Consider the following 13,296-nt stretch of genomic DNA (forward strand, 5'->3'; position numbering starts at 1 on the left):
CCCAAAAAATATTAAAAATTTTTTTAAAACCGGGGGGGGGGGGGGTTTTGGGGGGGGGGGGGGGGGGGGGGTTTTGTGGTTGGGGGGGGGGGGGGGGGGGGGGGGGGGGCGGGGGGGGGCCCCCCGCCCGGGGGGGGGGGGGGCCCGGGGGGCCCCCCCCCCCCGACGGTGCGATGTCAGCTCGCGGTGCAGGTCACCGCGGGAGCCGAGTTGGTGCCGTTCCAGCTGCCGAGGAAGCCGAAGTTGGTGCTGGCCCCGGCGCCGAGGCGGCCGTTGTAGGCGACGTTGCGGGCGGTCACGGTGGACCCGCTGCTGGAGACCGTGGCGTTCCAGGACTGGGTCACCGTCTGGCCGTTGGCGTACGTCCAGCGCACCGTCCAGCCGTTGATGGCGCTGGAGCCGGCGGTCACCCGGACGTCACCCTGGAAGCCACCCTGCCACTGGCCGGTGATGGAGTAGGTGGCCGTGCAACCGGCGCTCGGCGGCGGAGTCGACGGGGGCGGCGTCGAGGGCGGCGGGGTCGACGGGGGCGGGGTCGAGGGCGGCGGAGTCGACGGCGGCGGGGTGGTCGGCGGGGTCGAGTCGTAGACGCTTGCCTGCCGCGAGGTCTGCCGGATGCCGTTGGTGCCGTTGAACAACCGCTCGCCCCAACTGGTCAGCTGGTTCGGGTTGAAGTTGGTGGCCATGTCGAGGTACTCCACGCCACCACTGTTGCCGCTCCACGACCAGCCCAACCAGCCGATACCGTTGGCCTGGGTGTAGGAGAGGATGGCGTCCTCGTCGGGATTGCCGTCGGAGTGGTTGTGCCCGAACTCGCCGACCACGATGGGCAGGCCACGGCTGCGGAAACGACCCAGGTAGTCGCTGATCTCCGCGGCGGTGTCGAAGACGCCGTACATGTGGATCGAGAAGACCGTGTTGCGGGCCGGGTCGGCGCTGAACACCGTGGGGGCGTTGTCGCGCATGGTGAAGGACCAGTCCTGACCCCAGTTCGGGGCGTCCACCATGATGGTGTGCGTGAGGCCGCCGTCGCGCAGCCGGCGGATCGCGTTGGCGGTGTCGGTGGCGTACGACGAGTAGTTCTGGTTGCCGTACGGCTCGTTGCCGATGTTGACGATCACATAGGCTTCCTGGCCGTTCAGCGCACTGGCGATGCTGAGCCAGTAGTCGACCGCGCGGTCCAGGGTGATCGCCCCGCTCTGCTCGCCGTACCCGGTGGTGTCGTGCACCTCCAGCACGCAGATCAGCCGGTTGGCCTTGCAGAGCTGGATCACGTTGGACACGTCGGCGGCGCTGTTACGGGTCCACCGGTCGCCGCTGGAGAGCACGACCCGCACCGAGTTGGCGCCGAGGGCCTTGATGTCGGCGAAGGAACTGGTCTGGTTCGGGTACCAGGTGTGCGCGTGGTTGACCCCGCGCATGACGAACTCGTTGCCGTTGGCGTCGTAGAGCCGCCCGTTGTTGACCGAGAAGCCGGCGGCGGCGTGCGCCGAAGGTCCGAAGGCGAAGACTGCGGCGACGGTCGCCAGTAGGACGGCACCGACGGCCGCGAACAGTTTTCTCATGCATTCCTCGCAGGAGGTGTCTCCCCCGTGCCCAGGGGGTGCGGTGAGTGGCAGGTGAGCGGCTGCAGCCCGACAGCCGCGTTCAGGCCCGGCGAGGCATCAGCGTATGCCGATGGGATAGCGAAAGCAACCGGTTCAGTACGCCGGCTACCCGTGACGACCCAGGAGACACCGAGTCGTCACGGGGGCGGACATCCCCACCACAGGATGCACACCACGCCGGCATCTGAACCGGTTCAGACAACGGTAGGCACGGGCCGGGTGCACCGTCAAGCGTCGAGCAGGGTTGACCGATCCGGGCCGGGGTATCCGGAATGACCCGCCCCGGCCGGAAGGAGACGTCAATGGTCAGCATCGGCTACACCCTGATGTGCGAGCAGGCAGGTCCGAAGGAACTCGTCGACCATGCCGTGCGGGCCGAGGCGGCCGGCTTCGACCACCTCGTCATGTCCGACCACTACTACCCCTGGCTGGAGTCGCAGGGGCACTCCCCGTACGCCTGGTCGGTGCTGGGCGCGGTCGCGCACGCCACCTCCCGCGCGGCGCTGATGTCCTTCGTGACCTGCCCGATCCGCCGTTACCACCCGGCGGTGGTGGCGCAGAAGGCGTCGACGCTCGGAGTGCTCTCCGACGGGCGGTTCACCCTCGGCCTCGGTGCCGGGGAGAACCTCAACGAGCACGTGGTCGGCGGCTGGCCGCACGTCCAGCAGCGGCACGAGATGTTCGAGGAGGCGTTGCAGATCATCCGTCCGCTGCTGAACGGGGAGACGTTGACCTTCTCCGGCAACCACTTCGAGGTGCCGGACGCCTACGTCTGGGACCGGCCCGACACGCCGGTGCCGATGGCGGTGGCCGCCTCCGGCCGACAGTCGGCAACCCTGGCCGCCGAGTACGCCGACGGCATGATCGCCACCGATCCGGAGCCGCACCTGGTAGAGATGTACGAGCAGGCAGGCGGGGCTGGACGTCCCCGGTACGGGCAGGTGGCCATCTGCTACGGACCGGACGAGGCCGAGTGCCGCAAGATCGCCCACGACCAGTTCCGCTGGTTCGGGCTGGGCTGGAAGGTCAACAGCGACCTGCCCGACACCGACTCCTTCGAGGCGGCCACCCGCAGCGTGCGCGAGGAGGACGTGGCCGCCGGGCTCTCCTGCGGCCCCGACCTGGAGAAGCACGTGGCGGCGTTCAAGAAGTTCGTCGACGCCGGTTTCACCCACGTGGCAGTGGTCCAGGTCGGCGGCGACAGCCAGCCGATGTTCCTGGACTGGGCGCAGGAACAGCTGCTGCCCCGACTGCGCGAACTGTGACCAGGGAAGGTGTGATCGTCGATGCGATTCGGTAACACGGAGATCCGGCCGGCCGGCGGCGGCGTCGGCTGCCTCCTGATGATCCTCTTCTCCATCGTCGCCTCGATCGTGCTGACCGTCCTGCTCAACCTGCTCCTGTGACGTTCCGCCCGTGTTGATCAAGAAGTTCTGGTCCCGACACGCCGACGTCGGAGACCGGAACTTCTTGATCAACACGGGGTGGGCGGGGTGGGTGGGGTGAGGGCGAAATCGGCGAGGAGGGGGTAGTGGTCGGAGGCGTGCTCGGTGTCGGAGTCGCGGATCACTCCCACGTGCCTGAGGCGGGTGGCGAGCGTGGGGGTGGCGAGCAGGTAGTCCAGGCGCATGTCGGCGAACTCGGCACCACCGTGGGCGGTCGGCACGGTGGGTCCGGCGTCCGCTCCGAGATCCATCAGCCCGGCAGCGAGCAGCCGGGCCACCGCGCGGGTCTCCACCGTCCGCCCGTCGCGGCGCAGATGCCGGCGACGGTACGCGGGCGGTAGCCGACCCACCCGGTCGGCGTGCCCGGCGTACGGATCGAGGGTGTTCAAATCGCCGGCGAGCAGCGCCAGGCCGTCCCGGCCGCGGCGCAGGGCGGCGCTCGCCCACCCCGCCTCGACCAGCCGGCGGGTGCCCGAGTACGGGTCGAGGTGGGTGCCGAGCACCGTCAGCGGACCGGCGTCGGTGCCCAGCACCACGCGTCGGGCCGCGTGGTGGAACGGCCGGCGGACCGGTGCGCCGGCCAGCACCGGCCACGGCGGACCCACCAGCAACGCGACCGACTGTCCCAGCCAGGAACGGGCCAGGTACGGCCGGAGGCCGACGTCGGTGGCGAAGCCCGCGACGTCGAGGTCACCCAGTTCCTGCACGGCGAGCAGGTCCGGCTGCTGGCGCGCGATGACCCGGGCCACCAGCTCGCGTCGATCCGGACCGCCACGGTCCCGGCCGCCGGTGCGGATGTTCCAGGTCATCACCCTCAGCACGGCAGGCTCAGCCCGGCCGGCCGGCCCGGGCCAGCTCGTCGTCAAGGGTGTCCACGTCCTCCGATTCGATGGCCGGTCGGTTGCCCTGCCGGACGTCCTCGTTGGGGCGCACCACCCAGTACAACAGCCCGATCCACAGCGTGGTGAGCAGGATCGCGCCCATGAAGTCCGTCGGGTGGTGCATGCCCCGGTACATCCGGGAGACCGCCACCCCGACCGGCATCACCACGGCGAGCGCCACGAAGACCCACCGCCACCACCGGTCGGTCCGAGGGAGGACGATGACGGCGATCGCGACCCAGATGCAGAGGCTGGCCGCGATGTGCCCGGACGGGAACGACGAGGTCGGCATCGGACCGTCCAGGTTCTCCACCGGCGGGCGCGGCCGGTCCACCGCCGCCGCGCTGGCCAGGAAGAGGGTCAGCTCGCCGAACATGGTCAACGCCACGAACAGCACCGGCCGCCAACGCCGCCAGATCGCCAGCACCAGCGGGCAGAAGACAAGCGAGATCGCCATGATGGCGTGGGTGTCCCCGACCTTGCTCCACCACCAGCTGAGGTCGTCGAGCGAGGCGGTACGGCGCTCGGCGAACCAGGTGGGCACCGTCTCGTCGAGGCGGGCCAGGAAGGTGTTGTCGGCGTAGTAGCTGACGAACATGCCGAACGCGTAGAGGGCGCCGAACACCAGCACCCAGCCGACGATGATCTCGGCGACGCCGGCCCGGGCGTGCGGCAGCAACTTCTCCTCGTCCGGCGCGGGCGCCACCTCGTGCCCGGCCTCCGGCTCCAACCCCTCGGTCAGCGGCGCCGCGGGCCGTCCCCGCTCCAACCGCCACAACCGGAAGGCGTACGCGGTGACGCCCAGCCAGGCCGCGCCGAGCAGCCAGGCACCGAGCACATCGGAGAGGAAGTGCACGCCGAGCGCGACCCGGGTGAACCCGATCAGGAACACGACGGTGGCGACCAGGGCCATCGCCGCCCGACGCCAGCGGGGCGCCATCGCCGGCAGGAACACCAGCAGCAGCGCGCCGTAGGCCACCATCGACCCGAGGGCGTGGCCGCTGGGGAAGCTCTGCCCCGCGTACGCGCCGATCGACACGTCCACCTCGGGACGCAACCGGTCGACGAGCGTCTTGAGCGAAGGGTCGAGGATCAGCGCGCCCACGCCGGTGACGATCAGGAACACCGCGAGGCGACCCTGCCGACGGATCAGCAACCCGACCACGGCGACGGTCACCAACCAGATGATGACCGTACGCCCACCGAGGTCGGTGATGGCGTTGAGCACCGTCACCAACGGCCCGATCGGCGCGACCTGGTCGTTGAGCCACTGGGCGACACCGTGGTCCACGTCGTACAGCGGCGACCACCGCACCCGGACCAGCACCAGCAGCATCCCGAAGCCGACCCCGGCACCGAGCACGAGCGCCAGACCGGCGAGCGTACGTTCGGTGAAGTGTCCGAGGGGTCGTCGCAGAACGTCCCTGACCACGCCCACGGCAGCCTCCTTCGCTTCTGGCGTGCCGCAGTACCCGGTACGTCGCCGCGGTACACCCGGCGGCACTCTGGGTCAGAGCGCGGTCACCTCACCGGTGTCGTGCACGGGGGTCCGCTGCGCGTTCGGCTCCCAAAGGTCCGGCTTCGCCGGCTCCTGCACGCCGATGCGTACCGCCTCGAGTTGCGCCGCGAACGAGAGCCCCCCGAACAGCGCCATGCCGGTGAGGTTCGCCCAGAGCAGCAACGCCATGATCCCGGCCAGCGCGCCGTAGGTCTGCCCGAAGTCCTCACTGAACCGCACATAGCCGGCGAGCAGCAGGCTGGCCAGCCACCACAGCGCGGTGGCGATGCCGGCACCGAACAACAACCAGGACAGGCCGGGCTGATGGCGCCGGGGCGCGTGGCGGAAAAGCACCGCGACGGCGAGCACCGTCAGGCCGAGACTGAGCGGCCAACGCACCAGATCCCACCCCGTGCCGGCGACATCACCCCAGGCGTAGTGGCGTTCCACCGAGTCCCCCATCGGCCCACCGCCGACCAGGATGAGGAACCCGGCGAGGGCCGGCAGGCCGGCGCTCACGGCGAGCACCGCCGCCCGCAGGTACTTCCACAAGGCCGGCCGGTCCCGCTCGACGCCGTAGATGCGGTTGGCGCCCCGCTCGATCTGGGCCATCGTGCTGGTCAGCGCCACCAGACCGGTGATCAGGCCGAGGGTTAGCGCCACCTCGCCGGTCTCCTCGACCCGCTCGGCGCTCGCGTCGTCGCCCCCGCCGAGCAACTCGGCGACCATCTGGTCACTGGTGCCGGGGGTCAGCGCCAGCACCGTGTCGGCGACCACCTCACCCCCCTCGGCCACGCCCAGCTCGGAGATCAGCCCGGTGAGGGCGATCAGGAACGGCACCACGGCGAGGCAGAGCTGGAACGCGAAGGCCCGTGAGTGACTGAACCCGTCGCCGTAGCGGAACCGGGTGAACGCGTCGCGCAACAGGTGCCAGCCGCCCTCCCGGCGCAGCGTCTGCCAGGCGTGGTCGGCGCAGAGCTGCTCATCGGACATCAGCCGGGTCTCCGGCACGATCTTGGTGCTGCTCACCGTGCGACCCCTTCGTTCGCGACTGCGGGGCTCGCAAGCTCACTCCTCGCGCTCACCGAACCCGCCCTTCGCTCGCGACTGCGGGGGCTCGCAAGCTCACTCCTCGCGCTCACCGAACCCGCCCTTCGCTCGCGACTGCGGGGCTCGCAAGCTCACTCCTCGCGCTCACCTCGGCCCTCCTCGACGAGGTGTTCGCCCCGTTCGGCGGCGGCCGACGCGTCCTCGGCCAGGTCGGGAGCCTGCTCTGGTCGCGGTACGCACAACCACAACGCCCGCCGCCGAATCTGCACCCGCAGCCCGCGGCCCGGTTCGATCAGGTCGCCGTCCAGTTCCCGAGGCTGACTCCGGTTGCTGGTTATCTCCACTCGACGGGCCCGGTACACCTCCATCCGCGGCACCCGGTCGCGGCGGCGCAGCACCGCCCAGCCGAGGGAGAGCCAGTGCCGCAGCGTGCGCGGGGTGAGCACGGCGACGTCGAGGTACCCGTCGTCGGGCTCCGCCTCGGTGAGCAGGGTCACCCCGCCCTGAAGCCGGCCGACGTTGGCGACCAGCACCGAACGGGCGCGGCGGCGCAGCGGCGGCTGGTCGTCCAGCCGGATCGACACCCGCATCGGCCGGTCCCGCAGGTGTCGCGCGGCCCCCACCACATACGCGGGCCAGCCGATCCGGCGCTTGGTCGTCTCGCTGGTGGCATCGAGCATCTGGGCGTCGAAGCCCATGCCGGCCATCACCGCGAAGTGGTGCCCGTCCACCTCACCGACGTCGAGCAGCCGCCGACCACGCTCGATCGCCACCGCCAGCCCGGCGGGCAGTTCATCCGAGAGCCCCAGGTTGGCCGCGAGCAGGTTGCCGGTCCCCTGTGGCAGCACGGCGAGCGCCACCTCGGTGCCGACCAGGGCGTCGACGCAGGCCATCACCGTACCGTCGCCGCCGCAGGCGAAGACCACGTCGACCCCGGCGGCGAGGGCCTTCTCGGTCTGGCCGCGACCGGGGTCGTCGGGGGTGGTCTCGAACCACAGCGGTTCCGGCCAGCCAGCCGCGTCGAGCGTGTCGCCGACGGTACGGCGCAACGCGTCGAGATCGGTCACCTTGACCGGGTTGACCACCACCGCGCTGCGCAGCGGTCCTTCGTTCCGTCCGGCTTCCACGGCGTCAGTGTGCAGCACCCTGCCGGGTTGGGCGACCCGACACCGCTGTGCCTCGATTCACCCCGCCGCCGCCGTACGCCGACGTTTCACCCAACCACCACCGGGAGACACCCCCCCACTCACCTCCCACCAACCCGCACCCCCCACCCGCCAACCAACGATCACCTTCCACCGGCGATCTTGCAGTTTCCGTCGTTACATATGCCGCAAGAGCCGCATAACAACGACCAAAACTGCAAGATCGCGACAGCGAGGCTGCTGTGGGAGGCGGGGAGGGTCAGGCGGTGGCGCGGAGGGCGAGCTCGATTCGGCGGCGGGCGTCGGCCAGGTCTACGCCGGCCTCGGTGAGCACCAGTGCGGCGAGGCCGTTGCCCTCCCGCAGCAGGCCGAGCAGGAGGTGCTCGGTGCCGATATGGCGGTGACGCAGCCGTAACGCCTCGCGCAGCGACAGCTCCAGAGCCTTCTTCGCGCGGTCCGAGAACGGACCGCCGGTCGGCCCCCGCCGACCCCATCGGCGGCGCGGTGCCGGCACCGCCTCGCGGAGGGCGTCCGGACCGAACGACTCCTCGATCCGGGCGACGATGGCGGCGAGGTCGATGCCGATCTCGCGCAGTGCAGCCGCGTCGGCCTCGCCCAGGCCGCTGCCGCTGTTCTCGGTGTGGCGACGGATCCGCTCGCGCAGGTCGTCGGCGGTGACCCCCGCGTCGTGGAGCACCCGCACGGCCAGGCCGCCACCGTCGGAGAGGATGGCGAGCAGGAGGTGCTCGGTGCCGACGGGCCGCTGGCCCTCGGCACGGGCCTCCTCGCGTGCCCGCCGCACGGCCGCACGGGCACGCTCGGTGAATCGTTCGAACATCACGCCTCCCAGGAGGATTCGACCGCCGGTCGCCCGGCGTGCTTCTTGTGCACCGCCTGCCGGCTGACCTCGAGCGCGTCGGCGATCTCCTGCCACGACCAGCCCTGTCGCCGGGCGTTGTCGACCTGGACCACCTCAAGCCGTTCGAGCAGCCGGCGCAGGGCGCGGACGGCACGCAGGCCGACCCGGGGGTCGGTGCTGCCGGCCGCGGCCGCGAGTTCCGTCGCCTGACTCATGGTGTCAACCTACATTGACACGGCACGTCCGTCAACCTGAGTTGACACACGGCTGTTCGGCGGTGCGGGCACAGACGGTTCAACTCGACAGCGCGCGCCCACGGACACGACAGCACCGGGCGTAGGACGATCCGGCCCCCGGGGGGTACCACCGCGACTAGCCTGAGACGCAGGTTGGGTGCCACAGCTGCGGGGGTGATGCGGATGGCCGCCGCCAGCGACGCACCGGTGCTCGTCGGCGTCGGTCCGGAGGACGCCCTACCGGTGGCCCGCCTCGCCGCCCGGGTCGCTGCCGCCCACGGACGCGGGCTGCACCTGCTGCACGCCTTCAACTGGGCTGCCTTCGACGCACCGGCGGTCTCCAGCTCCCGGGCCGACGCCGAACAGCTGATCGCCGAGGCGACCGCGGCGGCCAACGAGAACGAGCCGGGCGTGCCGGTCACCGCCGAGATCGCCGAGGGCTCGGCGGTGGCGAACCTCGTCCGCAGGTCGGAGACCGCCTTCCTGGTGGTGGTCGGCGACGGTGGGATGGCCCACTGCGACCGCTGCATCCCGGCGGACAGTCCCGCCGTGCAGGTGGCCGCCCGCGCCGAGTGCCCGGTGCTGGTCGCCCGACGGGAACCCCCACCCTCCGGCCCGGTCCTGGTCGGGGTCGACGGTTCGGCCTCTGGCGAGCTCGCGCTGGGTTGGGCCCTCACCTGCGCCACCCGGCACAAGGCACGCTTGCTTGCGGTCTGGGTGGTCGACTCCGACGGGTTCGTCGAGGAGGCCACCGAACGGCTCAGCGAGATGGTGTCCCGCCACCGGGCCGGCCATCCCGACGCCGCCGTCGAGTGCCACGTCATCCGGGGCGAACCCGGTGACGTACTTGTCGACCAGTCCCGCTCGGCACAGCTGGTGGTGGTCGCCGCCCGGGGCGAGGAACCGTTGCGCGGGATGCTCGGCGCGGTCAGCCAGTCGCTGCTCTACCACGCCCCGTCCCCGGTGCTCGTGATCCGCGGCGTGACCGACACACCTGCCCCCGACGGGTCGTGACACCCGGGCCGGCGGGACCAACGGCCCTGATCCAAATTCGCCGATTAGGCCAAGCTGACAGAGGAAACCGCGCGTTGCGGATGCAGGATTCACCGACCCGCGAGAGGCTCAAGCAGTATGGACACCGCTGTAGACCTGCGAAGCCCCCTGACCGATGACGAACTGCGCCGGCTGGACGCCTACTGGCGAGCGGCGAACTACCTCACCGTCGGGCAGATCTACCTGCTGGACAATCCCCTGTTGCGTGAACCGCTTACCCCCGAGCACGTCAAGCCCCGCCTGCTCGGGCACTGGGGCACCTCCCCCGGGCTGAACCTGATCTACGCCCACCTGAACCGGGCCATCGTGGCGCGGGACCTCAGCGCCATCTACATCACCGGGCCCGGTCACGGCGGACCGGCACTGGTGGCGAACACCTGGCTCGAAGGCACCTACAGCGAGCTGTACCACGACATCGGTCGCGACGAGGCCGGCATGGCCCGGCTGTTCCGGCAGTTCTCCTTCCCCGGCGGCATCCCGAGCCACGTCGCGGCGGAGGTGCCGGGCTCGATCCACGAGGGCGGCGAGCTGGGGTACGCGCTCAGTCACGCCTACGGCGCCGCCTTCGACAACCCCGACCTGCTGGTCGCCTGCGTGATCGGGGACGGCGAGGCGGAGACCGGCCCGCTGGCCGGCAGCTGGCTGTCCAACGTGTTCCTCAACCCGGCCCGCGACGGCGCGGTGCTGCCCATCCTGCACCTCAACGGATACAAGATCGCCAACCCGACGGTGCTGGACCGCATCCCCGAGTCCGACCTGCTCGACCTGATGCGCGGCCAGGGCTACCAGCCGTACGTGGTGGCCGGCGACGATCCGGCCGTGGTGCACCAGAGCCTGGCCGCCACCCTGGACCGGGCGCTGGACGAGATCGCGGAGATCCAGCGCCACGCCCGCTCCGGCGCGACCGTCGAACGCCCGCGCTGGCCGATGATCGTGCTGCGTACCCCGAAGGGCTGGACCGGGCCACGCGACGTCGACGGCAAGCGGGTTGAGGGCACCTATCGCGCACACCAGGTGCCGCTCTCCGCCGTCCGCAGCAACCCGGAGCACCTGGCCGAGCTGGAACGGTGGCTGCGCAGCTACCGTCCACAGGAGCTGTTCGACGCCACCGGCGCGCCCGTCGCCGAGGTGGCCGACCTGCCGCCCAGGGGACCGCGACGGATGAGCGCCAACCCGGTCGCCAACGGCGGCTCGGTGCTGCGCGATCTGGTGCTGCCCGACTTCCGCGACTACGCCGTCGAGGTGCCCCGGCCAGGCGAAACGGTCACCAGCGCCACCGGCGAACTCGGCAAGTGGGTCCGGGACGTGATCACTGCCAACCCGCAGACGTTCCGGCTGTTCGGCCCGGACGAGGTCGCCTCCAACCGGCTCCAGTCGGCCTTCGAGGTCACCGGGCGGGCCTGGATGGCCGGCACGGTCGACGGCGACGACCACCTCTCCCCCGACGGGCGGGTGATGGAGGTCCTCTCCGAGCACCTCTGCCAGGGTTGGCTGGAGGGCTACCTGCTCACCGGCCGGCACGGCATCTTCACCAGCTACGAGGCGTTCATCCACATCGTCGACTCGATGGTCAACCAGCACGCCAAATGGCTCAAGGTCACCCGTGGCATTCCGTGGCGGCAGCCGGTCGCCTCGCTGAACTACCTGCTCTCCAGCCACGTCTGGCGGCAGGACCACAACGGTTTCTCCCACCAGGACCCGGGCTTCATCGACCACGTGATGAACAAGAAGGCCGAGGTGGTGCGGGTCTACCTGCCGCCGGACGCCAACACCCTGCTCTCCACCATGGATCACTGCCTGCGCAGCCGCCACTACATCAACGTGGTGGTGGCCGGCAAGCAGCCCGCGCCCAGCTGGCTCACCATGGACGAGGCCATCGCGCACTGCCGACGCGGCGTGGGCATCTGGGACTGGGCCAGCACCGACGACGGCAGCGAACCGGACGTCGTGCTCGCCTGCGCCGGTGACGTGCCGACGCTGGAGACCCTCGCCGCCGCGGACCTGCTGCACCAGCACCTGCCCGAACTCAAGGTCCGGGTGATCAACGTCGTGGACCTGATGCGGCTCCAGCCGGCCGCCGAGCACCCGCACGGTCTGCCGGATTCCGAGTTCGACACGCTGTTCACCCGCGACAAGCCGATCATCTTCGCGTACCACGGCTACCCGTGGCTGATCCACCGACTCACCTACCGCCGGACCAACCACGACAACCTCCACGTACGCGGGTACAAGGAGGAGGGCACCACCACCACGCCGTTCGACATGGTGATGCTCAACGACCTGGACCGCTTCCACCTCGTGATCGACGTGATCGACCGGGTACCGGGGCTGGCCGCCCGCGCCGCGCACCTGCGGCAGGAGATGACCGACGCGCGCCAGTCGGCCCGCGACTACACCCGCCGGTTCGGTGAGGACGATCCCCGGGTGGCCGAGTGGCGCTGGGTCCGCGAGACCGACCCGACCAACCGGTGAGGAGGTATCCCTGATGAGCGAGCACAGCACCGGGCCGGCCAGCGGCGCGGAGATCCTGGTGGGCTACGACGGCTCACCGGACGCCGCGGCGGCGCTGGAGTGGGCGCTGGATCAGGCCCGCCGCGACGGCCGGCCGGTCCGGTTGGCGTACGTCTTCGAATGGCTGACCGTGGCCGGCTGGGTCGGTCCGGGCGTCACGCCGGGCATGTGGCCCGACGAGCAGGCCCGCCGGCAGGTCGAGGAGCTGGTCGGCAAGGCCGCGGCGGACGCCGCCGCCACCCACCCGGGCCTGGACGTGCGCGGCGACGTGCTGGACGGTCCGCCCGCCCTGATCCTGGAGGAGGCTTCGACGCAGGCCGGCCTGTTGGTGCTGGGCAGCCGCGGGCACGGCGGCTTCGCCGGTCTGCTCGCCGGCTCGACCGCGGTCAACGTCACCGCGCACGCGCACTGCCCGGTGGTGGTGGTCCGTCGCCGACCGGCCGAGAACGACCGGGCCGGGCACGTCGCGGTCGGGGTGGACGGCTCGGAGCATTCGCTGCTGGCCCTCGGCTTCGCCTTCGAACAGGCGGCCCTGCGTCGGGTGCCGCTGCACGTGGTGCGTGCCTGGCAGCCGCGACGTGATCAGTGGAGCCTGCGCGGCGAGCAGGCCCGCGACGCGGCGCTGGCCGACCAGCGCGCCGAGTTGGACGAGGCGTTGCATCGCTGGCAGGACAGCTTCCCCGACGTCGAGATGACCGTGGAGACGGCCGCCGCCGCACCGGCCGGTCTGCTCATCGACGCCAGCCGCAACGCACAACTGATCGTCGTCGGCAGCCGGGGGCGCGGTGGGCTGCGGGGCATGCTGCTCGGCTCGGTCAGCCAGCAACTCCTCCAGCACGCCCACTGCCCGGTGGCGGTGGTCCGGGAACGCTGAGGTACGTCGTGGGGCGGCCGCGGGGCGGGCGGCCCCCCCACCCCCCCCCCGCGCCCCCGCCCCCCCCGGGGGGGAACCACAACAGAGAAGCCCAACCGAATGAAACCGCCCCCCCCAAGCGCGCGCCCCCCCCCCGC

At 71.2% G+C, this 13,296-nt stretch carries 11 protein-coding genes; 4 read left to right on the top strand and 7 right to left on the bottom strand.

The window, feature by feature from the left end; all coding sequences use genetic code 11:
- Positions 1–176 precede the first annotated feature (176 nt).
- A complete protein-coding gene (locus tag ACFY2A_RS30225) occupies positions 177–1,565 on the bottom strand; it encodes a cellulase family glycosylhydrolase (protein ID WP_387176709.1) in 1,389 nt (462 codons plus the stop codon).
- 344 nt (positions 1,566–1,909) lie between these two features.
- Between ACFY2A_RS30225 and ACFY2A_RS30230 the strand changes: the two genes are divergently transcribed.
- Entirely contained in the window at positions 1,910–2,872 is a 963-nt protein-coding gene (locus ACFY2A_RS30230) for a TIGR03557 family F420-dependent LLM class oxidoreductase (RefSeq protein WP_387176711.1), read from the top strand.
- Between the two features lie 209 nt (positions 2,873–3,081).
- Here the strand turns inward: ACFY2A_RS30230 and ACFY2A_RS30235 are convergent, their stop codons facing one another.
- From ACFY2A_RS30235 to ACFY2A_RS30260, 6 genes are all read right to left on the bottom strand, one after another.
- Positions 3,082–3,873 carry an endonuclease/exonuclease/phosphatase family protein gene (locus ACFY2A_RS30235; protein WP_387176713.1) on the bottom strand — a complete coding sequence of 264 codons (792 nt, stop codon included), beginning with the start codon at positions 3,871–3,873 and terminating at the stop codon, positions 3,082–3,084.
- A gap of 7 nt (positions 3,874–3,880) precedes the next feature.
- Positions 3,881–5,371, bottom strand: a complete 1,491-nt coding sequence (locus ACFY2A_RS30240) for a phosphatase PAP2 family protein (RefSeq protein WP_387176715.1) — start codon at positions 5,369–5,371, stop codon at positions 3,881–3,883.
- A 72-nt stretch (positions 5,372–5,443) separates the two neighbouring features.
- Entirely contained in the window at positions 5,444–6,460 is a 1,017-nt protein-coding gene (locus tag ACFY2A_RS30245; RefSeq protein WP_387176717.1) for a YihY/virulence factor BrkB family protein, read from the bottom strand.
- Between the two features lie 152 nt (positions 6,461–6,612).
- Complete coding sequence (locus ACFY2A_RS30250) at positions 6,613–7,608, bottom strand: diacylglycerol kinase family protein (RefSeq protein WP_363917530.1); 996 nt, start codon at positions 7,606–7,608, stop codon at positions 6,613–6,615.
- A gap of 277 nt (positions 7,609–7,885) precedes the next feature.
- Positions 7,886–8,464, bottom strand: a complete 579-nt coding sequence (locus tag ACFY2A_RS30255; RefSeq protein ID WP_387176720.1) for a Clp protease N-terminal domain-containing protein — start codon at positions 8,462–8,464, stop codon at positions 7,886–7,888.
- Positions 8,464–8,700, bottom strand: coding sequence for an HTH domain-containing protein (locus ACFY2A_RS30260; RefSeq protein WP_013732409.1), 237 nt, complete (start codon positions 8,698–8,700; stop codon positions 8,464–8,466). Before ACFY2A_RS30260 ends, ACFY2A_RS30255 begins: the two co-directional genes overlap by 1 nt.
- 204 nt (positions 8,701–8,904) lie before the next feature.
- On the opposite strand from ACFY2A_RS30260, the gene ACFY2A_RS30265 reads away from it, so the two are divergent.
- From ACFY2A_RS30265 to ACFY2A_RS30275, 3 genes are all read left to right on the top strand, one after another.
- The gene (locus tag ACFY2A_RS30265) at positions 8,905–9,735 is read left to right on the top strand and encodes a universal stress protein (RefSeq protein ID WP_387176722.1); all 831 of its coding nucleotides are present in this window, start codon (positions 8,905–8,907) and stop codon (positions 9,733–9,735) included.
- Between the two features lie 117 nt (positions 9,736–9,852).
- Positions 9,853–12,246 carry a phosphoketolase gene (locus tag ACFY2A_RS30270; RefSeq protein WP_387176724.1) on the top strand — a complete coding sequence of 798 codons (2,394 nt, stop codon included), beginning with the start codon at positions 9,853–9,855 and terminating at the stop codon, positions 12,244–12,246.
- Between the two features lie 13 nt (positions 12,247–12,259).
- Positions 12,260–13,159, top strand: a complete 900-nt coding sequence (locus ACFY2A_RS30275) for a universal stress protein (RefSeq protein ID WP_387176726.1) — start codon at positions 12,260–12,262, stop codon at positions 13,157–13,159.
- Positions 13,160–13,296 lie beyond the last annotated feature (137 nt).

It is taken from the genome of Micromonospora sp. NPDC000442 (assembly GCF_042898635.1).
Taxonomy (GTDB): domain Bacteria; phylum Actinomycetota; class Actinomycetes; order Mycobacteriales; family Micromonosporaceae; genus Micromonospora.

Bases quoted from the DNA above. Each gene is read 5' to 3' on its own strand.
- ACFY2A_RS30225 (WP_387176709.1), bottom strand. From the start codon at position 1,565: ATGAGAAAACTGTTCGCGGCCGTCGGTGCCGTCCTACTGGCGACCGTC.
- ACFY2A_RS30230 (WP_387176711.1), top strand. From the start codon at position 1,910: ATGGTCAGCATCGGCTACACCCTGATGTGCGAGCAGGCAGGTCCGAAG.
- ACFY2A_RS30255 (WP_387176720.1), bottom strand. From the start codon at position 8,464: ATGTTCGAACGATTCACCGAGCGTGCCCGTGCGGCCGTGCGGCGGGCA.
- ACFY2A_RS30260 (WP_013732409.1), bottom strand. From the start codon at position 8,700: ATGAGTCAGGCGACGGAACTCGCGGCCGCGGCCGGCAGCACCGACCCC.
- ACFY2A_RS30265 (WP_387176722.1), top strand. From the start codon at position 8,905: ATGGCCGCCGCCAGCGACGCACCGGTGCTCGTCGGCGTCGGTCCGGAG.
- ACFY2A_RS30270 (WP_387176724.1), top strand. From the start codon at position 9,853: ATGGACACCGCTGTAGACCTGCGAAGCCCCCTGACCGATGACGAACTG.
- ACFY2A_RS30275 (WP_387176726.1), top strand. From the start codon at position 12,260: ATGAGCGAGCACAGCACCGGGCCGGCCAGCGGCGCGGAGATCCTGGTG.